This window comes from Candidatus Marithrix sp. Canyon 246, from assembly GCF_001723685.1.
In the GTDB taxonomy this organism is placed as follows: Bacteria; Pseudomonadota; Gammaproteobacteria; order Beggiatoales; family Beggiatoaceae; genus Marithrix.
The window spans coordinates 133,961-159,858 of the sequence record NZ_MCBX01000001.1 but is presented as its reverse complement, the minus strand read 5'-3'; the positions used below and the strand labels follow the sequence as shown (position 1 = coordinate 159,858).

26 protein-coding genes and 1 tRNA gene are annotated in these 25,898 nt (G+C 36.1%); 19 read left to right on the top strand and 8 right to left on the bottom strand.

Annotated elements, in window-relative coordinates:
• Positions 1-189 precede the first annotated feature (189 nt).
• From recA to BHU68_RS00720, 6 genes are all read left to right on the top strand, one after another.
• Positions 190-1,230, top strand: coding sequence for a recombinase RecA (recA, locus tag BHU68_RS00740; RefSeq protein ID WP_069469958.1), 1,041 nt, complete (start codon positions 190-192; stop codon positions 1,228-1,230).
• Complete coding sequence (locus BHU68_RS00735; RefSeq protein ID WP_069469959.1) at positions 1,227-1,667, top strand: regulatory protein RecX; 441 nt, start codon at positions 1,227-1,229, stop codon at positions 1,665-1,667. The genes recA and BHU68_RS00735 overlap by 4 nt, the downstream gene beginning before the upstream one ends.
• Positions 1,668-1,671: 4 nt before the next feature.
• Positions 1,672-4,182 (top strand): alanine--tRNA ligase, encoded by a 2,511-nt coding sequence (alaS, locus tag BHU68_RS00730; protein ID WP_216092567.1) that lies wholly within the window; start codon positions 1,672-1,674, stop codon positions 4,180-4,182.
• Between the two features lie 125 nt (positions 4,183-4,307).
• Entirely contained in the window at positions 4,308-4,445 is a 138-nt protein-coding gene (locus tag BHU68_RS17810) for a UPF0175 family protein (protein WP_253180955.1), read from the top strand.
• A gap of 163 nt (positions 4,446-4,608) precedes the next feature.
• Positions 4,609-5,895, top strand: a complete 1,287-nt coding sequence (locus BHU68_RS00725; protein WP_069469960.1) for an AAA family ATPase — start codon at positions 4,609-4,611, stop codon at positions 5,893-5,895.
• Entirely contained in the window at positions 5,889-6,596 is a 708-nt protein-coding gene (locus BHU68_RS00720) for a DUF4276 family protein (RefSeq protein ID WP_216092568.1), read from the top strand. The genes BHU68_RS00725 and BHU68_RS00720 overlap by 7 nt, the downstream gene beginning before the upstream one ends.
• Before the next feature lie 288 nt (positions 6,597-6,884).
• Here the strand turns inward: BHU68_RS00720 and BHU68_RS16180 are convergent, their stop codons facing one another.
• Both BHU68_RS16180 and BHU68_RS00710 read right to left on the bottom strand, forming a co-directional pair.
• Positions 6,885-7,934 carry a formylglycine-generating enzyme family protein gene (locus BHU68_RS16180; protein ID WP_069472902.1) on the bottom strand — a complete coding sequence of 350 codons (1,050 nt, stop codon included), beginning with the start codon at positions 7,932-7,934 and terminating at the stop codon, positions 6,885-6,887.
• Positions 7,897-8,091, bottom strand: a complete 195-nt coding sequence (locus BHU68_RS00710) for a hypothetical protein (RefSeq protein WP_069469962.1) — start codon at positions 8,089-8,091, stop codon at positions 7,897-7,899. Before BHU68_RS00710 ends, BHU68_RS16180 begins: the two co-directional genes overlap by 38 nt.
• 79 nt (positions 8,092-8,170) lie before the next feature.
• Here BHU68_RS00710 and ispE point away from each other — a divergent pair, with 79 nt between their 5' ends.
• The 13 genes from ispE (at position 8,171) to BHU68_RS00645 (ending at position 19,103) form a co-directional block, all read left to right on the top strand.
• The gene (gene ispE / locus BHU68_RS00705; protein ID WP_069469963.1) at positions 8,171-8,995 is read left to right on the top strand and encodes a 4-(cytidine 5'-diphospho)-2-C-methyl-D-erythritol kinase; all 825 of its coding nucleotides are present in this window, start codon (positions 8,171-8,173) and stop codon (positions 8,993-8,995) included.
• Positions 8,986-9,060 (top strand) — tRNA-Gln (locus BHU68_RS00700). Before ispE ends, BHU68_RS00700 begins: the two co-directional genes overlap by 10 nt.
• A 49-nt stretch (positions 9,061-9,109) precedes the next feature.
• Positions 9,110-10,048 (top strand): ribose-phosphate diphosphokinase, encoded by a 939-nt coding sequence (locus BHU68_RS00695; RefSeq protein ID WP_069469964.1) that lies wholly within the window; start codon positions 9,110-9,112, stop codon positions 10,046-10,048.
• A gap of 39 nt (positions 10,049-10,087) precedes the next feature.
• Positions 10,088-10,714, top strand: coding sequence for a 50S ribosomal protein L25/general stress protein Ctc (locus tag BHU68_RS00690; RefSeq protein ID WP_069469965.1), 627 nt, complete (start codon positions 10,088-10,090; stop codon positions 10,712-10,714).
• 2 nt (positions 10,715-10,716) lie between these two features.
• On the top strand, positions 10,717-11,286 hold the full coding sequence (pth, locus tag BHU68_RS00685) for an aminoacyl-tRNA hydrolase (RefSeq protein ID WP_102135574.1): 570 nt from the start codon (positions 10,717-10,719) through the stop codon (positions 11,284-11,286).
• 84 nt (positions 11,287-11,370) lie between these two features.
• The gene (gene lon / locus BHU68_RS00680) at positions 11,371-13,812 is read left to right on the top strand and encodes an endopeptidase La (RefSeq protein WP_069469967.1); all 2,442 of its coding nucleotides are present in this window, start codon (positions 11,371-11,373) and stop codon (positions 13,810-13,812) included.
• Between the two features lie 9 nt (positions 13,813-13,821).
• Positions 13,822-14,178 (top strand): NADH-quinone oxidoreductase subunit A, encoded by a 357-nt coding sequence (locus BHU68_RS16685; protein ID WP_069469968.1) that lies wholly within the window; start codon positions 13,822-13,824, stop codon positions 14,176-14,178.
• The gene (locus tag BHU68_RS00670; RefSeq protein ID WP_069469969.1) at positions 14,169-14,645 is read left to right on the top strand and encodes a NuoB/complex I 20 kDa subunit family protein; all 477 of its coding nucleotides are present in this window, start codon (positions 14,169-14,171) and stop codon (positions 14,643-14,645) included. Before BHU68_RS16685 ends, BHU68_RS00670 begins: the two co-directional genes overlap by 10 nt.
• A 10-nt stretch (positions 14,646-14,655) precedes the next feature.
• Positions 14,656-15,315 (top strand): NADH-quinone oxidoreductase subunit C, encoded by a 660-nt coding sequence (locus BHU68_RS00665; RefSeq protein ID WP_069469970.1) that lies wholly within the window; start codon positions 14,656-14,658, stop codon positions 15,313-15,315.
• An 11-nt stretch (positions 15,316-15,326) separates the two neighbouring features.
• Positions 15,327-16,580 (top strand): NADH-quinone oxidoreductase subunit D, encoded by a 1,254-nt coding sequence (locus BHU68_RS00660; RefSeq protein WP_069469971.1) that lies wholly within the window; start codon positions 15,327-15,329, stop codon positions 16,578-16,580.
• A 1-nt stretch (position 16,581) separates the two neighbouring features.
• Positions 16,582-17,064, top strand: a complete 483-nt coding sequence (gene nuoE, locus BHU68_RS00655; RefSeq protein ID WP_069469972.1) for an NADH-quinone oxidoreductase subunit NuoE — start codon at positions 16,582-16,584, stop codon at positions 17,062-17,064.
• A 12-nt stretch (positions 17,065-17,076) separates the two neighbouring features.
• Positions 17,077-18,333 carry an NADH-quinone oxidoreductase subunit NuoF gene (gene nuoF / locus BHU68_RS00650; protein WP_069469973.1) on the top strand — a complete coding sequence of 419 codons (1,257 nt, stop codon included), beginning with the start codon at positions 17,077-17,079 and terminating at the stop codon, positions 18,331-18,333.
• A 56-nt stretch (positions 18,334-18,389) separates the two neighbouring features.
• Entirely contained in the window at positions 18,390-19,103 is a 714-nt protein-coding gene (locus BHU68_RS00645) for an oxygenase MpaB family protein (protein WP_069469974.1), read from the top strand.
• Here the strand turns inward: BHU68_RS00645 and BHU68_RS00640 are convergent.
• The 6 genes from BHU68_RS00640 to BHU68_RS00615 all read right to left on the bottom strand — a co-directional run bounded on the left by BHU68_RS00640 (position 19,100) and on the right by BHU68_RS00615 (position 25,777).
• Entirely contained in the window at positions 19,100-19,630 is a 531-nt protein-coding gene (locus BHU68_RS00640) for a GNAT family N-acetyltransferase (protein ID WP_069469975.1), read from the bottom strand. The genes BHU68_RS00645 and BHU68_RS00640 overlap by 4 nt on opposite strands.
• A gap of 148 nt (positions 19,631-19,778) precedes the next feature.
• Positions 19,779-20,534, bottom strand: a complete 756-nt coding sequence (locus BHU68_RS00635) for an aldo/keto reductase (protein WP_069469976.1) — start codon at positions 20,532-20,534, stop codon at positions 19,779-19,781.
• Positions 20,535-20,536: 2 nt separating this feature from the next.
• Positions 20,537-21,685: an RNA-binding domain-containing protein gene (locus BHU68_RS00630; protein ID WP_069469977.1), complete on the bottom strand. Its 1,149-nt coding sequence runs from the start codon at positions 21,683-21,685 to the stop codon at positions 20,537-20,539.
• A gap of 82 nt (positions 21,686-21,767) precedes the next feature.
• Positions 21,768-23,417 carry a hypothetical protein gene (locus tag BHU68_RS00625; RefSeq protein WP_141698805.1) on the bottom strand — a complete coding sequence of 550 codons (1,650 nt, stop codon included), beginning with the start codon at positions 23,415-23,417 and terminating at the stop codon, positions 21,768-21,770.
• A gap of 17 nt (positions 23,418-23,434) precedes the next feature.
• On the bottom strand, positions 23,435-24,613 hold the full coding sequence (locus tag BHU68_RS00620; protein ID WP_069469979.1) for an NAD(P)/FAD-dependent oxidoreductase: 1,179 nt from the start codon (positions 24,611-24,613) through the stop codon (positions 23,435-23,437).
• Between the two features lie 21 nt (positions 24,614-24,634).
• Positions 24,635-25,777, bottom strand: a complete 1,143-nt coding sequence (locus tag BHU68_RS00615; protein ID WP_069469980.1) for a DUF559 domain-containing protein — start codon at positions 25,775-25,777, stop codon at positions 24,635-24,637.
• Positions 25,778-25,898 lie beyond the last annotated feature (121 nt).

Here is a 25,898-nt window from a genome sequence, read left to right as displayed (position 1 = left end):
GCTCTTAATAATATTATGAATATTTTGTATTGTATCAGATGTGAAATAATGTTTCAAGCACTGCTGGCAAATATAGTTGTAATACATTGAAATATAATGAATTTTACTTTGATAAATATGTGGAAAAAGTCGTGTTTTTTTGATATAATATTGATTATAAATTAGGTAGTTCAAATCGGGAGAAGATATATGGATGACAATAAAAAACAGGCTTTAGCCACAACACTTAAACAAATAGAAAAACAGTTTGGTAAGGGGGCAGTTATGCGTTTAGATGATGTTGCTGATACTATGGATATTGAATCTGTTTCAACTGGCTCTTTAGGTTTAGATATAGCTTTAGGTGTTGGTGGTTTACCAATGGGGCGTGTTGTTGAAATATTTGGACCAGAATCTTCTGGTAAAACGACATTAACTTTGCAAGTAGCGGCTGAGGTTCAAAAAAAGGGTGGTTTAGTTGCGTTTATAGATGCTGAACATGCTCTTGATAGTAGTTATGCTGAGAAAATAGGTGTGCAAGTTAATGAGTTGTACCTTTCGCAACCTAATAATGGTGAAGAGGCTTTAGAAATTACTGATACTTTGGTTCGTTCTGGTACTTTTGATTTGGTTATTATTGATTCTGTAGCAGCTCTTACACCTAAAGCGGAAATTGAGGGTGATATGGGTGATTCTCATATGGGTTTGCAAGCGCGTTTAATGTCACAAGCTTTACGTAAACTTACTGGTAATATAAATCGTACTAATACTTTGGTAATCTTTATTAATCAAATTAGAATGAAAATAGGGGTTATGTTTGGTTCGCCAGAAACTACTACTGGTGGTAATGCTTTAAAGTTTTATGCGACTATTCGTCTTGATATACGTCGTATTGGGGCGGTTAAACGTGGTGATGAAATAATCGGTAATGAAACGCGCGTTAAGGTTCTAAAAAATAAGGTGGCTCCGCCTTTTAAAGAGGTGATATTTGATATTTTGTATGGTGAGGGTATTTCTCATGAAAGTGAATTAATTGAGTTAGGTGCTAAGCATGATATTATTGATAAGGCGGGGGCGTGGTATAGTTATCAGGGTAATAAGATTGGTCAGGGTAAGGATAATGTGCGTAAGTTTTTAAAAGAGCATAAGGATATTGCAGTTTCTATTGAGGAACAAATCCGTGATAAGTTATTGCCTAAAAAAGATGCTGTTGTAGTTAAAAAGCCAGAATCTAAGAAAACTAAGAAATGAAAATTACGCCTTCTTCGCTGACGCAAGCGCGTTATTGTGCGATGGAGTATTTGGCAAGACGTGAACACGCTAGTTTAGAATTGAGTAATAAGCTAGCGCGAAAGGGTTTTGATGCGGATGTAATTGAGTCTGTGTTAGCTCAATTACAAGCTGATAATTTGTTAAGTGATGAACGTTTTGTTGAGGCTTATATACGTCATAGGTCAAATAAGGGTTTTGGTCCATTGCATATTAGGCAGGAATTGCAGAAACGGGGTATTAATGGGGATATGATAAGTGTTGATGATGAAAGCTGGGTAAAATCTGCTTGTCAGGCACGAGAAAAGCGTTTTGGTAAGTTGGTACCGAAATTGAAGTCTGAGCAAGCGAAGCAATTTCGTTTTTTACAGTATCGTGGTTTTACTTTTTCTCAAATTGAAGCTGTATTTAGAGGTTAGTTGAATGATTAGCAGTGTTTCCGGTTTACGTGGGGCTTTTTTAGATTATTTTAATTCTAAAGGGCATAAAGTTATTTCTAGTAGTCCATTAGTTGCTGCCAATGATCCTAGTTTGTTGTTTGTAAACGCGGGAATGGTGCAGTTTAAGGATACTTTTTTAGGAGTTGAGCAGCGGCATTATAGCCGGGCTACTAGTTGTCAACGTTGTGTGCGAGCTGGTGGTAAGCATAATGATTTAGAAAATGTTGGTTATACAGCGCGTCATCATACTTTTTTTGAGATGTTGGGTAATTTTAGCTTTGGTGATTATTTTAAGCGTGATGCTATTGAGTATGCTTGGGAATTTTTAACTGAGGTTTTGAAATTACCACCTGAGAAGTTGTGGGTAACTGTTTATGAGCAGGATGATGAGGCGGCTGATATTTGGTTAAAGGATTTGAAGGTTGATCCCAGCCGTTTTTCTCGTTGTGGTGAGAAGGATAATTTTTGGTCTATGGGGGATACTGGTCCTTGTGGTCCTTGTTCTGAAATCTTTTATGATCATGGTTCTGAGGTGGCTGGTGGTCCTCCGGGTAGTGTTGATGAGGATGGTGATCGTTATATTGAGATTTGGAATTTGGTTTTCATGCAATATAATCGTGATTCAAAGGGAGATTTAAGTCCTTTGCCTAAGCCGTCTGTTGATACTGGTATGGGTTTGGAGCGGTTGGCGGCTGTTATGCAGAATGTGCATAGTAATTATGAGATTGATTTATTTGATAATTTGATTCGGGCGGTAGCGCGTTTGGCTGCTTGTGATGATTTGGCTAATAAGTCTTTGCGGGTGATTGCTGATCATATTCGTGCTTGTGCTTTTTTGATTGTTGATGGGGTTGTTCCTTCTAATGAGGGGCGAGGTTATGTGTTACGGCGTATTATTCGTCGGGCTATTCGTCATGGGCATCAGTTGGGTTTGCGGGAGCCGTTTTTTTATGGTTTAGTTGAGCCACTTAATGAGTTAATGGGGGCGGCTTATCCTGAGTTAGGTAAAAATAGGGCTTTAGTTGAGCGTATTTTGAAGCAGGAGGAGCAGCGATTTGATGAGACTTTAGATCGTGGTATGGTTTTGTTGGATCGGGTTATTGCTGATTTGTCTGGTGATGTAATTCCGGGTGATTTGGTGTTTAAGTTGTATGATACTTATGGTTTTCCTACTGATTTGACGGCTGATATTGCGCGGGAGCGTAATTTAGAGTTGGATATGGCTGGTTTTGAGCTGGCTATGGCGGAACAACGTGCGCGTAGTGGTGCGGCTAGTAAGTTTGAGGTGGTTGATAGTAGTCAACATATTGATTGTAAATCTGAGTTTACTGGTTATGATCATGTTGTTGATGAAAGTGTTGTTACTGCTTTGTTTGATAAGGGGGTTGTGTTAGAACATACGCCTTTTTATGCTGAGTCTGGTGGGCAAGTTGGTGATAAGGGTGTTTTGGTACAGGGTGATACTGTTTTTGAGGTGCAAGATACTCAAAAAATGGGGCAAGCATATGTTCATATTGGAGTTTTAAAGTCTGGAAATATTGAAGTTGGTGATAAGTTAGCGGCTAAGGTTGATGCTAATGCTCGTAAAGATACTGCTAGACATCATTCTGCTACTCATTTATTACATGCGGCTTTACAACAGATTTTAGGTGATCATGTAAAGCAAAAGGGTTCTTTGGTAAATCCTGAGCGTTTGCGCTTTGATTTTTCTCATTTTGAGCCAGTGAGTTCTGAACAGTTGGAAGCAATAGAACGTTTAGTTAATGAACAAATTTTAGCTGGTAATTTGGTTAAAACGCGCCTAATGTCATTGGAAGATGCTATGCAAAGCGGGGCGATGGCTTTGTTTGGTGAAAAGTATGATGAAGATGTACGTGTATTGTCTATAGGTGATTTTTCTACTGAGTTATGCGGTGGTACTCATGTTGGTCATGTGGGTGAAATTGGTTTATGTAAAATTATTAGTGAAACTGGTGTGGCTGCTGGTGTACGACGGATTGAGGCAGTCACGGCTAATCGCGCTCTTGATTGGATTGCTGAATCTGAGAATAAGTTACAAGAGAATATAGGTTTATTAAAAACTAAGAATCGTAGCCTTGAGAAGGAAATTAGCCGTTTACAAGCTAAGTTGGCTAGCCAACAAGGTAGTAGTTTAGTTGATCAGGCGGTAGATGTTGATGGTATTAAGGTGTTAGCAGCTAATTTAGAAAATGTTAATGCCAAACAACTGCGCGAGACGCTTGATCAAGTAAAAAGTAAGTTTGATAAGGCGGCAATAGTGTTGGCAAGCGTCAATGGTAATAAAATTTCATTGGTTGCTGGGGTAAGTAAAAATATCACTGATAAAATTAAAGCTGGTGACTTAATAAAACATGTAGCTGCACAAGTTGATGGTAAAGGTGGTGGGCGTGCTGATATGGCTCAAGGTGGGGGGAATAATCCTGCTAAGTTGAGTGAGGCTTTGGATAGTGTTTTTGAGTGGGTTAGGAAGTGAGGTTGTTGATCGGTTCCGTAAATATATTTTTATATAGTTATGCAATTAATTTTAGATATACCTGAGAAATTTCATCCAAGCAAGATGATCGTGCATTTGCAGATCAAATCAAACTTTATGGAGCATTGCTTTTATTTCAATCAGGAAAATTATCACGTGGAGCTGCTTGTGAATTTGCTGGAGTAGATATTTACACTTTTTTAGCAGCTTGTAAAAAACATAAGATTTCTGTTATAAATACAGATGTTAATGTAAAGCAGTAATACTACCAGTGTGTTGATTACCAACCAAAGCAACCAATTCTGACTCAGAAAAAGGGTTTTTATTATCATCCTTTAAAACAGAACCCACCTTAGCGAAACCACCCCCAGCTTTGAAAATAGATGTTATAATAATATTATGAGATCGCAATAATTACAAGAATGAATGGATATTGAACACTTACAACTTAAAAAATTAATCACGATAAATTATAAAAATTTATTGATGGATTCAACTGAGGGTGTTCAACTAAAACAGTTGAATATTTTGATTGGTGCTAATGGTTCTGGTAAAACTAATTTAATCAGTGTGCTAGAATTTTTGCATCTGTGTCTCACAGCAGTTGATGAGAGCCGTGGAATGACTGCTTATGAACAAGCTGTTATTAATCAATTGGGCGGTTCTAAATTATTAGATGCTAATTTGCCACTACCAGCTAATGCTAGTTATAAATTTGAGTTTAGTCACAGAGATGTTATTCCCTCAGAGAGTTTGCTTGAACTAACACTTCATGCAAAAGATAGTATTAGTATTCCCTTTATAGTTGAAGAATCATTTAGTCAATTAGGGCTTGAGCCTTCTTATTTTTATAGATGCCATCATAAAGATAGTGGTGTCGGTGTGGTTTCAATTGAGCATTCTAACAATAATGCTAATTTTGAAACCATTGAAGAGGTACCTACCAATGAATTAAGCTTGTTAGCTATGCCAAAATTACTTGAAAATAGTCATTCAAGTATGCCTTCACTCACACCGATTTATAAAACTCGTCGAAGAATGATAGATAGTCTATCCCAATGGCGTTTCTATAATGCCAATGATATGAGTTTAAAAGAAATTCGTAATTCATATCCAAAAATCGGTGCAAATGATATTTTTTTGTCAGCAAATGGCGAAAACTTACCCTTGATGCTAGACAATTTAATGCAGCATCAAACATACGGTATTGATTTTGAAGAACAAATAAATAATGCTATGAAAAGCATTTTTCCAACTACACGCAAAATCAAAATTTATCGTTCTAATCTTTCACTCGCGGTGCAATGGTATTTTGAAGGGATGCGAGAACCATTTTATTTGAATGAAATGTCGGATGGTTCAGTACGGATGTTATGTTGGGCAAGTATTTTACATTCGCCTATTTTACCAACATTATTGGTGATTGATGAACCAGAATTAGGTTTGCATGTGGCTTGGATGCAAATTCTGAGTGAATGGATTAAACAAGCTGCCACTAAAACGCAAGTGATTGTGAGTACACATAGTCCTGATTTGCTTGATTATTTTACTGATTGTGTGACAAATGTTCTTAGTTTTGAGCGGCATGATAAGAGTCATTGTATGGTTAAACCACTTTCAGCGACTCAGTTGTCTGACAAAATTAAAGAAGGATGGCAACTGGGTGATCTTTATCGAATAGGTGATCCAGATATTGGGGGCTGGCCTTGGTAGTATGGATTTTTGCTGGTGGTGGCGAAGCTGAAATTAGGGGCTTAGTAAATTTCTTTAGAAAACACTTTACAAATTGTGAGTTTGAGAGAAAAACGCCTATTCGACCCAAGTTGGTGCCACATAAGGTCAAGAAAAAACAACATGCTTTGGGTAAAACTGGTGAAAGTTTAGCCAAACAAATTAAACAAGAATTACATAGTTCTTTATCGCATGGTATGAGTTGCGATTTGATTTTGGTTTTAGATGATTTAGATTGTCATGATGTTGAGACGCGAAAAATTATGCTTTCGGATGCCATTGATAAAGTCGAGGCAGCACAAAATATTAAACGTTTAATTGGCTTTGCGGTTCCAGAATTAGAAGCTTGGATTATTGCCGATTGGGACAATACTGTTGCTAAACATATTGACTTTCGTCAACGACATTCAGCCATACGTTGGTCACTAAGTACTCAAAGTAATGTTCCTTTTGATGCGCCTGAATCTTTTAGTAACTACGATCCAGTAACAGATGCGTGTGAAGATAAGCTCAGTGAATGCTTGGTTGAGGCTGCTAAAGTTTATGGTGGTAGAAAGTATTCAAAGGCAATACATACACCTATGTTGCTGATCGAATACCTTAATCCTCAAATTGTATCCAATAAATGTCCAGTGTTTAAACAGTTTTATACAGAGTTATTTAATTATTGTAACTCTGATTAGCCATTTTGTAAGATTAATTATCCCTTATATATAGTACAACGGATTTACGGAATAAACGGATTTTTTTTTGCTGCATAAATTCTTACTGAAGTACAACTAATAATAATAACAACGAATAGAATAACAAAGCTCCGCAACTCCAATCCTTCCCTAAATTCTATCTAATACACATATTATTAATAAGTTATTATATAGCAAAAAAAATTTAGTGACTCCGCATCGCGGCAGTCACAAAGTGTAAAGGGCACAAGGGCAAAAGAGCAAAGGGCTAGGTCCACGCGGCGCGAACTACACGGAAGCCGAGGTAGTAGAAGCGGTTGACCGGATTGTTGAAGTCGCGGAGGGCAGAACGGAGGTCCGTCGAGTTGTCGTTCCACGAGCCGCCACGCAACATCGGGTATTCATTGTTTTTTTGCTGTTATATTCACTTTCATATTTTGAACATGTCCATTCCCAGACATTGCCAGCAGTATCATGTAAACCAAAGGGATTAGCTTCATAATCTCCCACTGGGGTGGTATGACCAATATTGCCATTATAATTAGCCTTAGTTTCATCAATATCATTACCCCACCAATAATCAGTTTCCGTACCCGCTCTAGCGGCATACTCCCACTCCGCCTCAGTAGGAAGACGATATTCTTGTCCTGTTTGTTCGCTTAACCATTCTGTATAAGCCACAGCGTCATGCCAAGACACATTTATAACAGGTCGATTACCACGTCCCCAGCCTTCATCATCTGCTTTTTTCCTTTTTTTAAACCATGTACTAGTCTGTTCACAAAAATAATCATATTCAGCAAAAGTAACCGGATAACGCCCCATAGCAAAGCTTTCCACCGAGACTTCATGCACTGATTGTTTTTCACCCATACGAAAAGTTCCAGCCGGTATTAACACCATTTCTGGTCCTGCGCTGCCATCTTTTAGGCGATCATGGGAAATATGGACAGGTTTTATCTTATTATAAGGGCTTTGAATTTGAGTTTTTGGCACCAATAATTCATCATATTCACAATCAAACACCATCGGCAAAAGACCACGCTTTAGCCATCCAACATATTGAATACTACTATGTTCAAAAACTATTGGAATAATATCAGGATTATTACGAGGCTTAGACAAATTAACTGGACAAATATCATCTAAAACCTCCCAAGGGCTTTTTTGCATTGCAATTTGCATTTTATCAGGCGTTAAAATAATTGCCGAAGATAAAATTTCACTACCAACCGCCCTTTGCACCGGCTCTAAAGATTCTTTAACGTCTCTAAGATTATCAATCTTACGCTGACGTTTATCAGGTAATATCTTGCACCGCTTCCATATTGGGAGCATACAAAATATTACCTGATAAACGTTCAATACCAGTAGCAATTCTATCCAAATATTCTATATGACTATTATCTTTAGGTCGAAAAATACCACTAATTTTATTATAGGAATCATGAACAGTATTAGCAGATCCAAGAAGTGAAATAAATGTTTCTATCATTTTAATAAATTCCTTGCTAATTTAATTTTTAGAAAAACATGCTATAAATATAACAATATTATAATTAATTAGCACTGATATGCAAAAAAAATACTTAGCCCCAGCAAAATTAAATTTATTCTTACATATTACTTCAAGACGAGCAGATGGTTATCATTGTCTTCAAACTGTTTTTCAGTTTATTGATTTAAATGATGTTTTGATGTTTAGAATACGTGATGATGGTAAATTATCATGTAAATCTTCTGCCATTAATTTGCCGCCTGAGCAGGATATAGTATTACGCGCTGCTAAATTATTACAGCAATATACTAATTTAGGTGTAGATATAGAAGTTGAAAAAAACATTCCTATGGGTGGGGGATTAGGTGGTGGTAGTTCGGATGCCGCTACTACTTTGTTAGCTTTAAATCATTTGTGGGAATTGAATTTATCAATAGATACATTAGCTAAATTAGGCTTGAGTTTAGGTGCAGATGTACCAGTATTTATACATGGTCACGCAGCTTGGGCGGAGGGAATTGGTGAATCTTTAAAACCAATTTCTCTTGAAGAACCTTGGTATCTTGTAGTCCATCCGGGCTGTTCTGTATCAACTGCTGAAATTTTTAATGCAAAAGACTTGACACGTAATACTAAACCGATTATAATGTCCGAATTCATAGCAGCTCAAACTAAAAATGACTGCGAAGAAGTAGTACGTTCTCGTTATCCTTCAATAGGACAAGCACTAGATTGGCTAAATCAATATAGTCAAGCTCGCTTAACGGGAACTGGAGCTTGTATTTTTGCCGCCTTTAATACTTATTCAGACGCTAAAAAAGTAATGAATAATTTGCCAGATAAATGGCAAGGTTTTATAGCACAAGGTAAAAATATTTCTCCTTCAATCATTGGGGTATAGCCAAGCGGTAAGGCACTAGGTTTTGATCCTAGCACGCCCAGGTTCGAATCCTGGTACCCCAGCCATATCTCCTCAATTTAATAATCCCACGGGAGTTCGGATTTGTCAAGCCGAATGAAGATTTTTACGGGTAATGCCAACCCTGCTTTAGCAAAAGCAGTAGTCAATCATCTTAATTTACCTTTGAGCAACGCCGTTGTCGGTCGTTTTAGCGATAACGAAATAATGGTAGAAATCCGCGAAAATGTACGCGGCACAGATGTTTTCATTATTCAACCCACCTGTACTCCAACAAACGATAACTTAATGGAATTACTAGTATTAGTAGATGCTGTTCGGCGAGCTTCAGCCAAACGTGTCACTGCTGTTATTCCTTATTTTGGTTATTCTCGTCAAGATCGTCGTACTCGTTCAGCTCGTGTTCCTATCACTGCCAAAGTAGTTGCTAATATGATTACTAGTGTTGGGGTTGATCGCGTTCTCACTGTCGATTTACATGCAGATCAAATTCAAGGTTTTTTTGATCTACCTGTAGATAATATCTATGCTTCTCCAGTATTATTAGGAGACATTTGGCGACATGAATATCCAAATTTAGTTGTAGTTTCACCTGATGTTGGTGGTGTTGTTCGAGCGCGTGCTGTTGCAAAACAGTTGGATGATGCTGACTTAGTCATTATTGATAAACGCAGACCTCAGCCTAATGAGGCTAAGGTGATGAATATCATTGGCGATGTGACCAATCGTAGTTGTATCATTGTTGATGATATGGTTGATACGGCTGGTACTTTATGTGAAGCAGCGTCTGCTTTGAAAGAACATGGGGCGGCTAAAGTCATGGCTTATTGTACACACCCTATATTATCAGGCAAAGCTGTAAAAAATATCGAATCGTCTAAATTAGATCAGTTAGTAGTTACTGATACTATTCCATTACAAGAAAAAGCAGCTGCTTGTCAGCAAATTCGTCAATTAACTATTGCTGAAATGTTGGCTGAAACCATACGTCGCATTAATCAAGAAGAATCAGTTACTTCAATGTTTATGGACTAGCTCTGGTCGCGGAGTTTTACAAATAATAGAGAAACAATTATGGAAAATTTTGAAATTAACGCAAAAGTACGTACCGATATAGGTAAAGGTGCGAGCCGCCGTATGCGTCATGCTGGATTAATACCAGCTATTATTTATGGTTCTGGTAAAGATCCAGTATCTTTAAGTTTATCTCATAATGAGATAATTAACAGCTTAAATAATGAAAGTTTTTATTCGCATATATTAACAGTTAATCTTGATGGTAAATCAGAAAAAGCTGTATTAAAAGATTTACAGCGTCATCCTTATAAGCCTTCAATCTTACATTTAGATTTACAGCGCGTTAGTGATACTGAAAAATTATCTTTACGTGTGCCATTACACTTTCTTAATGAAGAGAATTGTGTAGGTGTAAAACAAGATGGAGGCAAAATTTCGCATCAAATGACGGAAGTTGAAATCTCTTGTTTACCTAAAGATTTACCTGAATTTATTGAGGTAGATTTAGTAAATGTTAAAGTCAGTGAAATTGTTCATTTATCTAATTTAATTATTCCTGAAAATGTAGAATTAGCGTCTTTAGCACATGGTGATTTGCCAGTTGCTTCTGTGAATTTACCACGTGGCACTCAAGAAGAAGAAGATCAAGAAGAACAAAAAGAAGAACAAAAAGAAGAACAATAAGCGTGCCTATTACGCTAATTGCGGGGCTGGGTAATCCCGGTTCCCGTTATGTAGATACTCGTCATAATGCTGGCTTTTGGTTTTTAGATCAGTTAGCACAACAAGCAAATGAGTCATTTCGTAATAATGATAAATTTTATGGCGATATATGTAAAATAAATTCATGCTGGTTACTTAAACCCAATACTTTTATGAATTTAAGCGGCAAATCAATAGCCGCATTAGCTAATTTTTATAAAATACCTGCTGAACAAATTTTGGTAATACATGATGAATTAGATTTTCCAGTAGGCACTATTCGTCTTAAAAAAGGCGGAGGTGATGGGTTACATAACGGTTTAAAAGATATTATCGCTAAATTGGGTAGTAGAAATTTTTTACGTTTACGGATTGGAATTGGTCATCCGGGGCATAGTAGTAAGGTAACTAATTATGTCTTAAATAAACCCACTATTGATGATCAAATTGCTATTGATCATGTCATAAATTCTGCTTTAAAAGAGATGCCATTAATAATGGCAGGTGAATTAAATCAAGCTATGCAAGTTTTACATAGCTTGAACCTTCCTTAATTAACTCCACTTAAATCTAGTGCGCATTGCGCACGATTATTGATAATAGCTATCATTTCTTGCATTAATCCTAGAGCCATAAATATGACTAGCGAAACTAATATTGATGAATCTGAACAAGCTACAGATATTGAAATCATTAAAGAACTTGAATTAGAAAAACCAGATGATGATGATGATGATGATACTAAGAAGGAGCTGCCAGAGAAATTATATATTTTACCGCTTGGTAATCGTCCTTTTTTTCCTCATCAAGTAATTCCTTTAATTATAGATCATGATCTTTGGGATGAAACTATTACAGCAGTTACAGAGTCATCAGATAATATAATTGGATTGGTACTTGCGAAAACTGATAATTTATCAGAAATGAATACTGATGATTTTTATCCTATAGGCACTGCATGTCGTTTACATAGGGTGGTTCAATCTGATAATCAATTACAAATTGTAGTTGAAGGCTTAGAGCGTTTCGAGCTTGGTGAATGGGTTGCTGAAAAACGACCTTTTGCTACTAAACCTATTTATCATCCTGAAACTCGCTATGAGGAAGATGATAAGCTAAAACCTTATGTTTTAGCTGTTATTAATACGATTAAGGAGTTATTACCTTTAAATCCTCTTTATAATGAGGAATTAAAAATATTTCTTCAACGTTTTAGTTCTGAAGAAGCTTCACCATTAGCTGATTTTGCTGTTAGTTTAACTACTGCTAATTCTACAGAATTGCAGGAGGTTTTAGAAACACTTCCTATTTTAGAGCGATTAGAAAAAGTATTGTTATTGCTAAATAAGGAAGTTAAACTTGCTAAGGCACAAGCTGAGATTCGTGAGCAAGTTGAAGAAAAAATGCAAGATCAACAACGAGAGTTTTTCTTGCGCGAACAACTTAAAACTATTCAAAAGGAATTGGGAATAGAAAAAGATGATCGCACTACTGAAATTGAAAAATATATAGAGCGTCTTGAAACACTAATTGTACCAGAACCTGTGCAAAAATGTATTGATGAAGAAATTGAAAAAATGTCAGTTTTGGAAATCGGTTCAGCGGAATATTCAATTAGTCGTAATTATCTTGATTGGCTAACTTTAATGCCTTGGGGTAAATATTCTGAAGATAAGTTGGATATTAAACATGCGCGACAAGTCTTAGATCGTGATCATGAGGGTTTGGAAGATGTGAAAGATCGCATTATGGAATTTTTAGCGGTTGGTACATTAAAAGGTTGTATTAGCGGCACTATTCTGTTATTGGTTGGACCACCGGGAGTGGGTAAAACTTCAATTGGTCGATCTATTGCTGATGCAATTGGACGCTCATTTTTTCGTTTTTCTGTTGGTGGTGTACATGATGATGCAGAAATTAAAGGCCATAGACGTACTTATATTGGGGCTATGCCGGGTAAATTGATCATGGCGATGAAGGAAGTTGAATATGCCAATCCAGTAATTATGTTGGATGAAATTGATAAAATTGGCAATTCCTATCGAGGTGATCCTGCGTCTGCATTATTGGAAGTTCTTGATCCAGAACAAAATGTTGAATTTTTGGATCATTATCTTGATGTTCGTTTTGATTTGTCTAAAGTTTTATTTATTTGTACTGCTAATCAAGTGGATACAATTCCAGCACCTTTGTTAGATCGGATGGAAACTATTCATTTATCTGGTTATATTACTAGTGAAAAAGTTCAAATTGCTAAAAAACATTTAGTAAAAAAACAATTAGACAAGGCTGGTTTAAAGTCAAAACAATTGAAATTTTCAGATAAAACTTTGCGTCTAATAATTGAAGATTATGCTAGAGAAGCAGGGGTACGTAATTTAGAAAAGCGTCTAGCAACTATTGCTAGAAAGGTTGCTCTAAAAGTACTTGCTGGTGCATATTTACCGATTAAAATTAAACCTGATGAAATTTCAGATTATTTAGGTAAACCTGTATTTGATAATGAAAAAAATATCAGGGGTGTAGGTGTTGTAACAGGTTTAGCTTGGACTTCTATGGGTGGTGCCACTTTAAGTATTGAGGCTACATGTATTCATAATTATAATCGGGGTATTAAATTAACTGGGCAGTTAGGTGATGTAATGAAGGAATCAGCAGAAATTGCTTATCATTATATAATTTCTAAGGCTGAAGAGCTTGGTATAGATAAAGATTTTTTTAAAAATGCCTTTATTCATTTGCATGTTCCTGCTGGTGCAACACCAAAAGATGGTCCAAGTGCCGGTATTACAATGGCAACTGCATTATTATCCTTAGCTACAGGGCGGGAAATAAAACATAGTCTTGCTATGACTGGTGAATTAACTTTAACAGGGCAGATATTACCAGTGGGCGGTATTCGTGAGAAAATTATTGCGGCGCGACGGATTAAAATTTATGATTTAATCATGCCTGAAGCGAATAAACGTGATTTTGATGAATTACCTGATTATGTGCGCAGAGGTATTAATATTCGATTGGTATCTGAATATTCAGAGCTTGTCAAAATATTGTATAATGAAAAATTTTATATCAACTGAGGGTAATAAATGTTAGAACAATATTTACCAATTTTGTTGTTTATCCTGATTGGATTAGGTATGGGGATTGTACTACCTATTCTAGGGTTTTTTTTAGGTAAGCGTGAACCTGATCCTGAAAAAAATTCACCTTATGAGTGTGGTTTTGAGGCATTTGATGATGCGCGTATGAAGTTTGATGTACGTTATTATTTAGTTGCTATTTTATTTATTATTTTTGATCTTGAAATTGCATTTTTATTTCCGTGGGCTATAGTATTTAAAGATATTGGTTTATTTGGTTTTGTATCAATGATGATATTTTTAACTATATTAATCATTGGTTTTATTTATGAATGGAAAAAAGGGGCACTTGAATGGGAATAGAGCAAATTTTACCAGAAGGTTTTGCTACAACGACTGCTGATGATTTAATCAATTGGGCGCGAACTGGTTCTATGTGGCCGATGACATTTGGTTTGGCTTGTTGTGCAGTTGAAATGATGCACGCTGGTGCTTCGCGTTATGATCTTGATAGATTTGGTATGGTATTTAGACCTAGTCCTCGTCAATCTGATGTTATGATTGTTGCTGGAACTTTAGTTAATAAAATGGCTCCAGCTTTACGTAAGGTTTATGATCAAATGCCTAATCCTCGTTGGGTTATTTCTATGGGTTCATGTGCTAATGGTGGTGGCTACTATCATTATTCATATTCGGTTGTTCGTGGTTGCGATAGGATTGTTCCAGTTGATATTTATGTGCCGGGCTGTCCTCCTACTCCAGAAGCTTTGGTGTATGGGATCATGCAATTACAACAAAAAATCAAACGTACTAATACAATACGGAGTTAAGGGATAATATATGGCTAATTCTCTTGAGACTCTTCGATCTGAACTTGAAGATAGATTTTCGGACATTCCATTTCAGACTGAAATTAGTTATGATGAACTAACGATAGAAATTCCAGCAGCACAGTTGTTATATGTTTGTGAAGCTCTGCGTAATCGTTTTGATTTTTCTCAATTAATGGATTGTTGTGGAGTCGATTATTTGCAATATGGGCAGGCAGATTGGGATACTGAAACTGCAAGTAGTAGCGGTTTTAGTCGTGGTGTTAGTAAAGCTGCATATGAAGATGAAGTAATAGAAAGACCACGTTTTGCTGTGGTTTATCATCTTTTATCTATTAAACGTAATCAACGTTTACGTGTTGTCTGCTTTGCAGAAGGTGATTCACCGTATATAGATTCTGTTATTAATATTTGGAATTCCGCAGATTGGTTTGAACGTGAAGCGTTTGATTTGTATGGCATTTTATTTAATGGTCATCCTGATTTACGTCGTCTTTTAACTGATTATGGATTTATTGGACATCCATTCCGTAAAGATTTTCCACTTAGTGGTAATGTTGAAATGCGCTATGATGCTGAGAAGAAACGGGTAGTTTATGAGCCAGTGAGCATAGAACCTCGTACTTTAGTACCTAAAGTGATACGTCATGATAACCGTTATGCAGATTAAGGAATAGTATTATGCCAGAAATTCGCAATTATACTCTGAATTTTGGTCCACAACATCCTGCTGCTCATGGGGTGTTACGTTTAATTTTAGAATTAGACGGTGAGGTAATTGAAAGAGCAGATCCACATATTGGATTATTACATCGTGGTACTGAAAAATTAGCTGAAAGTAAGCCTTTTAATCAAAGTTTGCCATACATGGATCGACTCGATTATGTTTCGATGATGTGTAATGAACATGCTTATGTGATGGCAATTGAGCGTTTAATGGGTATAGATGTACCAATTCGCGCTCAATATATTCGGGTTATGTTTGATGAGGTTACTAGAATACTTAATCATTTGATGTGGTTAGGCGCACATGCTTTAGATATTGGTGCGATGTCTGTGTTTTTGTATGCCTTTAGAGAACGCGAAGATTTAGTAGATTGTTATGAGGCGGTGTCAGGTTCGCGAATGCACGCGGCTTATTATCGCCCGGGTGGGGTTTATCGAGATTTGCCTGATAGAATGCCACATTATAAGGCTTCTCAATGGCATAATGATAAAGAGGTCAAGGAATTAAATGAATCTCGCCAAGGTTCATTATTAGACTTTCTTGAAGATTTTATTCAGCGTTTTCCTAAGTTGGTTGATGAGTATGAAACTTTGTTGACTGATAATCGTATTTGGAAGCAACGTACTGTAGATATTGGAATTGTTTCTCCTGAACGCGCTTTAAATTTAGGTTTTTCTGGTCCGATGTTACGGGGATCGGGTATAGCGTGGGATTTACGTAAAAAGCAGCCTTATGAGGTTTATGATAAGTTAGATTTTGATATTCCGATTGGGCTTAATGGTGATAGTTATGATCGTTACCTTGTTCGTATGGAAGAAATGCGTCAGTCTAATAGGATTGTTAAGCAGTGTATAGATTGGTTGCGTAACAATCCGGGTTCGGTGATGGTAGATGATCATAAGGTAGCTCCGCCAAATCGTGAAACTATGAAAGGCGATATGGAAGGTCTAATTCATCATTTTAAACTCTTTACTGAAGGTTACTGTGTTCCAGAAGGTCAGGTTTATCAAGCTGTTGAACATCCTAAAGGTGAATTTGGTATATATTTAATATCTGATGGTGCAAATAAGCCATATCGTGTGAAAATACGTGCGCCGGGGTTTGTTCATTTAGCAGCTCTGAATGAAATGGTTAAGGGACATATGATTGCAGATGTTGTTGCAATTATTGGTACTCAAGATATTGTTTTTGGAGAGGTAGATAGATAAAATGTCAACACTATTATCAGAACAATCCCGCAGTGAAATTGACACTTGGATAGCAAAATATCCGCCTGAACAAAAACAATCAGCAGTAATGGGTGCTTTAGGGATTGTTCAAGAGGCGAATGGCGGCTATTTAACTACAGAGTTAATGGATGCAGTGGCTGAATATTTAGAAATGGCTCCAATAGCTGTTTATGAAGTTGCTACTTTTTATTCCATGTACGAGCTGAAACCGGTTGGAAAGCATAAAATCTGTGTTTGTACAAATGTATCTTGTATGCTTTGCGGCTCAGATGATATTGTTGCTCATTTAAAGCAAAAATTGAATATAGGCTTTGGAGAAACTAGTGCTGATAAGAAATTCACTTTGAAGGAAGTGGAATGTTTAGGGGCATGTGGTGGAGCACCAATGATGCAAATTGGCAAGACGTATTATGAGAATCTTACTTCTGAAAAGATTGATGAGATTTTAGCTAAGTTAGCATAATAGGATTATTTTATGGCAAATGAACTTTGTTTCAAGAATATTCATTTAGACAAATCATGGACATTAGATGTTTATGAAAGCACCGGTGGTTATAAGGCTTTACGTAAAATTTTAGCAGAAAAACCTGATCCTAAAGATATTATTGATCAATTAAAAGCGTCTGCTTTACGTGGGCGTGGTGGTGCTGGTTTTTCTGCTGGTGTTAAGTGGAGTTTTATGTTATCAGCACGCGATAAGCCGGGGCAAAAGTATATTGTCTGTAATTCGGATGAAGGTGAACCGGGTACTTTTAAGGATCGCGATATTTTACGTTATAATCCTCATGCTCTTATTGAGGGTATGGCTATTGCTTGTTATACCATTGGTGCCACTGTTGGTTATAATTATATTCGTGGTGAATTTGATGAGCCAATTGAGCGTTTTGAAGAGGCTTTAAAAGAGGCTTATGCTGCTGGACTTTTGGGTAAAGGTATTGATATTTATACCCATTATGGTGCTGGTGCTTATATATGTGGTGAAGAAACTGCATTATTAGAGTCTATTGAGGGCAAAAAGGGTCAACCTCGTTTTAAACCTCCTTTTCCTGCGGCTTATGGTTTATATGGTAAACCGACAACGATTAATAATACTGAAACTTTGGCTTCAGTGCCTGAAATATTAAATAATGGTGCTGATTGGTTTTTAAAGATAGGAAAACCAAATAATGGTGGTCCAAAATTATTTTCTATATCTGGGCATGTGAATAAGCCGGGTAATTATGAAATTCCGATGGGTACACCGTTTTCTGAGTTATTAAAAATGGCTGGTGGTGTTAAGGATGGACGTAAATTAAAGGCTGTGATTCCCGGAGGTTCTTCTACACCTGTTTTAAAAGCTGATGTTATGATGGGCGTAACTATGGATTATGATTCAATAGCTGAAGCAGGGTCAATGTTAGGTTCTGGTGCAGTAATAGTTATGGATGATAGCACTGATATGGTGAAAGTATTAGCGCGTCTATCCCATTTTTATTATGAGGAATCTTGTGGGCAATGTACTCCGTGTAGAGAAGGCACTGGTTGGTTATCTCGTGTAGTACATCGTATTTATCACGGAGAAGGTGAGCAAAAGGATTTAGATCTTTTGTCTGATGTTGCAGATAAAATATGTGGTAGAACTATTTGTGCTTTAGGAGATGCTGCTGCAATGCCTGTGATGAGTTTTGTTGAGAACTTTCGTGAGGAATTTCAATATTATATTGATCATCAGAAAAGTATGATTAATGTTTGAGTTTTAGACCTGTCAGGTTGACAGGTCTTTCTATCCTATAAAAAGACTCCAAACTAATGTTGAATGAAATTTACACTATCTATTATCTTCGTTATCCTCATCCTTTTCGTTTTGGTAGTTATCTGGCTATTTTACGTAGCCTCACTATCAAACCTTTAGTCACGGAATTGTATCAGTATTCGCAATTAAGTCATCATACTTATGATCGCTTGATGCGTACCCGTAAATTGATTCGTACACTGATTTATTTTGGTTTGGACAGCGAAAGGGGGCAAAAAGCGATTGCAAGCATTAATCATGCGCACCGTTCAGTTAAAGCTAATAATGATGATTATCGCTATGTGTTGTCCACTTTTTTTTTAGAACCTTTTCGTTGGAATCGCCAGTTTCAAAAACAAGATATTACTTCAGAAGATCAACAGAAGGTTATTGATTTCTGGTGTGAAGTTGGTCAGCAGATGTCAATTTACGATCTCTTCACGACATTGCAAGATTGGGAAACATTCCAGCGAAACTATGAAGTTGAACATATGGGCTATAGTGATGAGGGTCATGAATTGGCGATACGTTCTATCGAAAAATTAGTTAAACAAGCGGCTCCTTTAGGTTTACGCTATTTAGCGCAACAAGTGATTATTGCAACAATTGATCCGCAGGTTCAACGTTGCCTGAATTTACCCACTCCGCTAATACCAAAAAGGCTGATTGTTTGGTTGTTGAACAGCATCCGCATCAATTTTGAACCACGTCGAGATATTGTATCTTCTTAACTTGTTATTTTATAAAGCACATGTTCACGTAATTGATGACCAATTGGTAGTTTTGGATGTTGAAAGTTTTGGTTGGTATTAATCATATTCAGTCTTTGCATTACTGCTTCTGATCTTTGGTTTTTTAGGGATGTGAATGATACTACTTCTTTTAAATTTAAGATTTCAAAAGCAAATTTTAATGCAGCGCGTGCTGCTTCTGTCGCATAACCATTATTCCAATATTTTTTTGATAATCGCCAACCTATTTCTACGCAAGGGCTGAATGGTAATTCGACATCTGCTTGATGTAAGCCAACAAAACCTATAAAAGAGTTTGTAGTTTTTAGCTCTACTGCCCAAAATCCCCAATCTTGATTTGAAATAATGGTTTCCATTTTTTTAGCATATGCGTTACTCTCTGTTTCGCTTAGAGTATTAGGGAAATATTCCATTACTTTAGGATCTGCATTTAATTCTGCAAAAGGTGCGTAGTCACTGGGCAACCATTGACGTAGTTTTAGGCGGTTTGTTTCTAATTGATTCATTATTAGTTAAAATTTAACAATTGTAGGTTGGGCTGACGAGAGGAAGCCCAACGATTTTAGCAAGATGTTGGGCTTCCTGTCGTCAGCCCAACCTACAGTATAATATCAGCTTCATGTTAAGCCAACACCACCTCGGGATAAATGCAAGTCAAATATGCTGAGGATGAGTAGCAAATCCACAATCAAGTTGATCTAATCGTTTCATAATCTGCTCAGATAATAATTCTGAGCCTAGATTAAAATTATCAAAAATATGTTTCTGGTTGGCTGAGCGCGGAATAATTTTTAGATTCTTTTGCAGTGCCCATTTCAATAATCTTGTTGCACTTGTTATATTTAGTTGTCTTCCTTTAGTTAATGATGAGTGGGCAATTATCTGAATATCTTGATTTTTACAGTATTGTCTCAGTTTTTGTCGCGTTAAAAAGGGTGTGATTTCAATTTGATTGGCGTAGGGTTTAATAGGAGCGTCTTCTAGTTGCTTTAAATGTATTTGTTGATAATTACTTACTCCTATATGGCGTATGTTTCCATATAAATCATAAAGCTGGCTAAGTTGGTTCCAAGTTTGAGTTAGTTTGGCATCAGGAGAGTGTAATAAGATTAAGTCTATATAATCTAAATCCAATTGGTGTAAGCTACTTTCAATCGCTGGCTGAAGTTGTTGTTGTCGAATTGCTTTAGCTGAAATTTTAGTTGTTACAAAAATTTGTTGCCTAGATATTCCTGAATCTCGTATGGCTTGCCCTACTTGTTTTTCATTTTTATATAGGGCTGCTGTATCTATATGACGATAACCTATCTCTAATGCCCAGCGAACACTGCGATAGGTTTGTTGATGATCTAGTTGATATGTGCCTAAGCCTATATTTGGCAATTCCATATCAGGTGTTATTATGATCATAGCTAAAATCTAGGAATAATACACCTAAACTCTTCTTTTTCAATATCATTAATAAACTCGATATCAGGATTAATATTTATTACCCTTTTAATACCGCTACCATAGCCACTATAAGGCAAAACTGTTTTACATATAGAGTTTAATATGGGATTGCGATGAATAGATATACCACTTTTAATTTTTTCAATAGTCAAAGAGTTTGTCAATTTTCCGGGGCTTATAATTTCTACACGGTTATGAAACATAAAGATTTTAATTGATGAATTTATATAATAATCTCGATGAACTAAAGCATTAATAATCAATTCACCAAGTACTTCTTCATCTATTTCTAATATACCATTAGAGTTAAAATTCTTATCTTTTTGTACTGTTCTTAATTTAGTCGTTATAAAACTTAAACTATCATCATATAACTTTTCAAAAGTACCCTTGAGTGTAGCTTTTGATATAAACTTATTGGTGGTAATATCGTTGCCATCAAAATATACAGCATCTACATAAAAAGATGGACAAAATCTTTGTGGTTCTAATCCAAAAATAAGATTACCAGCTATTGTTAAATGCCCATTTCTTAGCAATTCAAGATTCTGTAAAACATACTCAAAAGAGAGCTTACCAGCTTTTAATTCGTTATATACTGTTTTATTATCTACTCTTAAAAATCGGTAAAACAGTTGACTATTAAGATCGGTAATATCACTAGTTTTAATAATTTCTTCATCTGCATAAAGCTTTTTGGATTCTGCAAACAGTCTTTTTAACTCTTCGGGGGAAATTTTTCTTTTGTCGCTTCCTGCTTTGGTAATATATAAACCTTTATTGGTTGAATAGGGCTTATTGACACCTTCATCAATTTCAATAACCAAAATATTTTTATTATTTATTTCTTTTATTGATACAAGTGGATAGATTGGAGGAGTAAGATTTGCATTGATTACATTACCTATGAGTTGATTTAATCTTCTAATATCATCACTGCTTAATCCAACTATTTCAGCCTTATCATCTACTCCAATAATCAACAATCCACCTTTTGCATTTGAAAATGCGACCAATTCTTCAGCTAATTTCTCACTATTGGTAATATTGACTTTAAACTGTGTATAACTATCTTCTCCAAGATATATTCTTTTTTTTAAATTTTCCATCGCTTTTCACTCTGATATTTCCGCAATACGTTTAACAGCTTTTTCTATGAAGTTATCTTAGGCATATAAACAATAAAGCTGGCTAAGTATCTTTATTGCGATAGATGCTATCAATATGACGCACAGCATCAGTATGTTTCAGATAACGTAAATATTGGTGCCGAAAGGTGTGCATATCAACTCCGTAAGTATTCTGAATATTTTCAGCTAATTTGTGGTTAAATCGTTGAGTCAGTGTCTCTGGTATTTTTACACCAAGTTGTTCATAATTAAACATTAATAAGTTATCATTAACTTGAATAGCTTGGCCCAATTGTTCTAAGCCAGTCAAGCTTATATTGGCATCTTTGATACTCATAATTTGCACGCTATTATTGGTTTGTATAAAGTCTGCTAATAAAGGAATTGATTCGTCACCTAAATTATTAGGCAATTCTTGCATGTCACTAGTAGCTTTATATAATCCTAAGTCTAAATAAATTAAGTTGGGATGATTAAGCAGTTGTTGCAATAAAACTTTTAATCCTTGATAGCTTAAACGGTTTGCTCCAAATGATAGGCGTTTAAGGTGATGATAATCATGCAAACTTTCAGCAATTGTAGCTACACCTTCATCACCCAAGCGATTGATTCCACAATATAATGATGAAATACCTGTTTGTTTAATTTTAGTCAAATGAGCGAAATAATCGGCAATATGTTTGGCACCACGACTTGAAATACCATTAGCTTCAATATATAACAAGTCTAGGGAACGGTTATGTTTTAAGCCATCAAAAAAATAAGAAATTCCTTCATCAAGCAGCCCTGTATTATGCAAATCAATAATTTCTAAACGCTGATTTTGTTCTAATAAACTAGCTAGATGCTTAGCTCCCATAGCTTTCAGTGGGTTACGTTTTAACCATAAGGCTTTGCAGTGCTGATCAGTTTGCAGTGCCTTGGAGATTAATTCAATACCGTTAGCATCAATACGATTGCCGGCTAAATACCATGTCTCAATTTGGCTCTTATGAGGATTATTAATAAAGTTGGCAATGGAATTTGCGCCCGCAAAATCAACAATATTATTGCCGAGTAAGAAGTGTTTGATATGCTGATTATTGACTAATGAATCCATTAAATTCTGAATCCAATCTTGAGCAACTACTTGCTTACATAAATCCAGACGACCATCATTAAAGATGGTGCCACGCATAAAACTCAGTGATTCATTTTTATTATCACCCAGAAAGTCAAAAATTGGCTGTAATTCTGGCAATGGTGCAACATCAACTGGCATTGGTTCTGGATTTACAATGACATCATGGATTTGTTCAATTTGTTGTAATTGATGATAAATTTTTCTATCACCAGTTAAGCGTGCTTGTTTATAAAGTGTGCATACTTTAGGTTTGGGTTTGATTTCAGTTTGCTGACGATATGTGCGACGTAAATTAGCAATCAGTCGCTTATATAACATATAACGAATTGTTTTCTGATAATCATTGGTTGGATATAATAGTGTGGCAATCTGGTGTGCTAATTGAGTTTTTTTATCGACAACTGTATATAAATGGGGAACATGATTAGCACAATCAGTTACTGTTTGTTCATTCTCATAGGCATTGTGATCTTTTTGTAATTGTATAGCAAATTGTTCTGCTACTAATTGACAATTTTGAGAATCTGTTAGAACATTTGTAATTAATTGTTGCCATTTTTGGTTATAAGTTTGTGTTTTCATTTTCATAATTTCAATCATAAACTTTACACATATTGACCAGCGCACCATCCAGATGACCAAGCCCACTGGAAATTATAACCGCCTAACCAACCAGCTACATCAATGACTTCTCCAATAAAATAAAGTCCTATTTGTGTTTTAGTTTCCATTGTTTTGGATGAAAGACTGTCACAATCCACACCTCCTTGTGTTACTTCCGCTGTTCTATATCCTTCTGTTCCAGCAGGTGTTATCTGCCATGATTTTAGCGTTAGAGTAAGATTATTTATCTGATAATTAGTGAGTTGGTTTAATGGTTTTTCTGCAATATTTTCATCTATTAAAAGTGGTACTAATCTCTGTGGCAATAGAGTCGCCATAATTGTTTTAAGCTGTTGTTTAGGTTTTCTTTTAGCTGTTGCAATAAGTATTTGTTCTAGTTCTATGTCGGGTAGCCAGTTAATACACAGGTTTTGACCTGAATTCCAATAATTAGAAATTTGCAAAATAGCAGGTCCACTTAATCCTCGGTGTGTGAAAAGAATGTTTTCACGAAAACTTTGCCCATTGCAGCTGACTGTGACTTCCACTGATATTCCTGATAATGGAGCCATGAGTTTTTTGTCTTCGGGTTTTAAGGTAAATGGCACTAAGCCTGCTGACGGTGGCCATACTTTTATACCGAATTGCTCTGCAATATGGTAGCCAAATGGTGTCGCACCCGAGGTAGGAATAGACAAGCCACCAGTGGCAATTACTAGGGATTCACACTTCCATATTTGGCTTTCCCCATGCACATTGAAGCCGCCTGTAATAGTAGCTACTTTTGTTATTGATGTCTTAACATGTATTTCAATTCCTTCATTACTACATTCAGACTTCAGCATATCCAAAATATCTTTTGAGCTATTTTTGCAAAAAAGTTGACCATGGTCACGTTCGTGATAAGGAATATTGTGGTCATTGACCATAGCAATAAAATCCCATTGGGTATAACGGCTTAATGCAGATTTGCAGAAATGTGGATTATGAGAAATGAAATTGCTGGCATCAATATCCATATTGGTGAAGTTACAACGGCCACCACCAGCCATTAGAATTTTATTGCCGGGCTTGCGACTGTGTTCTAAAAGCAGCACTTTGCGTCCACGCTTAGCCGCTTCAATAGCGCACATCATACCAGCAGCTCCTGCACCAATTATAATAACATCGAAAGATAACATTATTGTAAGCTCTTGGTTATTTTATAAATTCAAAGGTTTAATATTAAAAGGCATTTCCTGTCCAAGCTTTTCTAAATCATATAGTTTAATCATTTTGCCGGGTTTAACCTGTAAAATACCATTAAAAAGTGTTTCTAGGTTTATCTTGTGATGGAAGCGAACTAGGCTATATTTTTGGGTAATTAGTTTTTCCCGCACTTTTTCTTCTGTTTCATCATAATAGCGGTGACAATAGCCGTTACATTCCAAAACTAACATTAACTTTGCGACAAAGAAATCAACTTTATATGGTCCAATAGGATAATTAAATTGTAAGTCAAAACCTTGAAAAACATTGGATAATACGTCTCGCCATTGTACTTCGACTGATGTATTAGGATTCGCAAAGCTGCCTATTTGACCAAATACTTGCTTTTTAAGCTTGATTCCAATCACTGAATCCATTCCTAAAGCAATTTTAGTAACATCATCAAGCTGATAGCCGTTCATGCGTGATGCTTTACTACCAAAGGAACGGATGGTTGCTGAGTCTAATTGAATGGGTTGAATTTCGTTTTTGTGTTTTCTGAGGAAACTATTTAGAGTGCTTTGTGGAATGTTGAGGAATTGGCTAATGTCCTTTTTTGTAGCAATGTCATTTGGTGCGGAACAGGTAAAGCCAAAGTCTTTGATTAGTTTTACGGCATCTATGTAGTTTTGTTGGGCGGTTTGTTGGATGTTTGGAGAAAGCCCAGCGGCTTCTTTTATAGCAGTTTCGAGGGCAGTTCTTACTAGAGATGATTGTAAAATTGCACATCGTTCACCAATATGTTTTTGGTTTTTACGTAATTTATTATTAGCCAGTCCTAAAACGTAAGCACGAATCAAATTTTCAATAGCTAAGGAATCGTAAATAGAAATTTTTCTACCTTGATAAGGACTATTTTTGGCTACAACTTTTACCAAGTTTGTCTCCATGCTCCAGCCCTTATCAATAAATGGTTTAAGCGTTTTTGGAGGCCAGTTTGTCTCCATGCGATTTAAGAGCATGTGATCGACTCCTAACAAGTCGGCAGTTCCACGTTCACTCATAACTGCGGTGTCATCATCTAACACGTAGCCATCAGAAATAATGCCGGGTATTAATTCTACTTGTCCATAATAGACTGCTTTTCTTTCTTTCATAATTTAGGTCTCGTTGTTAGTTTACCTTTATTAGTCTATAAAATTTGTTATGGCTATGTCAAATATTTCCAATAATTTTTTACCTAACTCAATATATTCGTTGTACTTAACGCAAATAGCT

Excerpts from the sequence above, each read along its gene's own strand:
- recA (WP_069469958.1), top strand. The coding sequence starts at position 190 with ATGGATGACAATAAAAAACAGGCTTTAGCCACAACACTTAAACAAATA.
- BHU68_RS00735 (WP_069469959.1), top strand. The coding sequence starts at position 1,227 with ATGAAAATTACGCCTTCTTCGCTGACGCAAGCGCGTTATTGTGCGATG.
- alaS (WP_216092567.1), top strand. The coding sequence starts at position 1,672 with ATGATTAGCAGTGTTTCCGGTTTACGTGGGGCTTTTTTAGATTATTTT.
- BHU68_RS00725 (WP_069469960.1), top strand. The coding sequence starts at position 4,609 with ATGGATATTGAACACTTACAACTTAAAAAATTAATCACGATAAATTAT.
- BHU68_RS16180 (WP_069472902.1), bottom strand. The coding sequence starts at position 7,934 with ATGCTCCCAATATGGAAGCGGTGCAAGATATTACCTGATAAACGTCAG.
- BHU68_RS00710 (WP_069469962.1), bottom strand. The coding sequence starts at position 8,091 with ATGATAGAAACATTTATTTCACTTCTTGGATCTGCTAATACTGTTCAT.
- ispE (WP_069469963.1), top strand. The coding sequence starts at position 8,171 with ATGCAAAAAAAATACTTAGCCCCAGCAAAATTAAATTTATTCTTACAT.
- BHU68_RS00695 (WP_069469964.1), top strand. The coding sequence starts at position 9,110 with ATGAAGATTTTTACGGGTAATGCCAACCCTGCTTTAGCAAAAGCAGTA.
- BHU68_RS00690 (WP_069469965.1), top strand. The coding sequence starts at position 10,088 with ATGGAAAATTTTGAAATTAACGCAAAAGTACGTACCGATATAGGTAAA.
- lon (WP_069469967.1), top strand. The coding sequence starts at position 11,371 with ATGACTAGCGAAACTAATATTGATGAATCTGAACAAGCTACAGATATT.
- BHU68_RS16685 (WP_069469968.1), top strand. The coding sequence starts at position 13,822 with ATGTTAGAACAATATTTACCAATTTTGTTGTTTATCCTGATTGGATTA.
- BHU68_RS00670 (WP_069469969.1), top strand. The coding sequence starts at position 14,169 with ATGGGAATAGAGCAAATTTTACCAGAAGGTTTTGCTACAACGACTGCT.
- BHU68_RS00665 (WP_069469970.1), top strand. The coding sequence starts at position 14,656 with ATGGCTAATTCTCTTGAGACTCTTCGATCTGAACTTGAAGATAGATTT.
- BHU68_RS00660 (WP_069469971.1), top strand. The coding sequence starts at position 15,327 with ATGCCAGAAATTCGCAATTATACTCTGAATTTTGGTCCACAACATCCT.
- nuoE (WP_069469972.1), top strand. The coding sequence starts at position 16,582 with ATGTCAACACTATTATCAGAACAATCCCGCAGTGAAATTGACACTTGG.
- nuoF (WP_069469973.1), top strand. The coding sequence starts at position 17,077 with ATGGCAAATGAACTTTGTTTCAAGAATATTCATTTAGACAAATCATGG.
- BHU68_RS00645 (WP_069469974.1), top strand. The coding sequence starts at position 18,390 with ATGTTGAATGAAATTTACACTATCTATTATCTTCGTTATCCTCATCCT.
- BHU68_RS00640 (WP_069469975.1), bottom strand. The coding sequence starts at position 19,630 with ATGAATCAATTAGAAACAAACCGCCTAAAACTACGTCAATGGTTGCCC.
- BHU68_RS00635 (WP_069469976.1), bottom strand. The coding sequence starts at position 20,534 with ATGATCATAATAACACCTGATATGGAATTGCCAAATATAGGCTTAGGC.
- BHU68_RS00630 (WP_069469977.1), bottom strand. The coding sequence starts at position 21,685 with ATGGAAAATTTAAAAAAAAGAATATATCTTGGAGAAGATAGTTATACA.
- BHU68_RS00625 (WP_141698805.1), bottom strand. The coding sequence starts at position 23,417 with ATGAAAATGAAAACACAAACTTATAACCAAAAATGGCAACAATTAATT.
- BHU68_RS00620 (WP_069469979.1), bottom strand. The coding sequence starts at position 24,613 with ATGTTATCTTTCGATGTTATTATAATTGGTGCAGGAGCTGCTGGTATG.
- BHU68_RS00615 (WP_069469980.1), bottom strand. The coding sequence starts at position 25,777 with ATGAAAGAAAGAAAAGCAGTCTATTATGGACAAGTAGAATTAATACCC.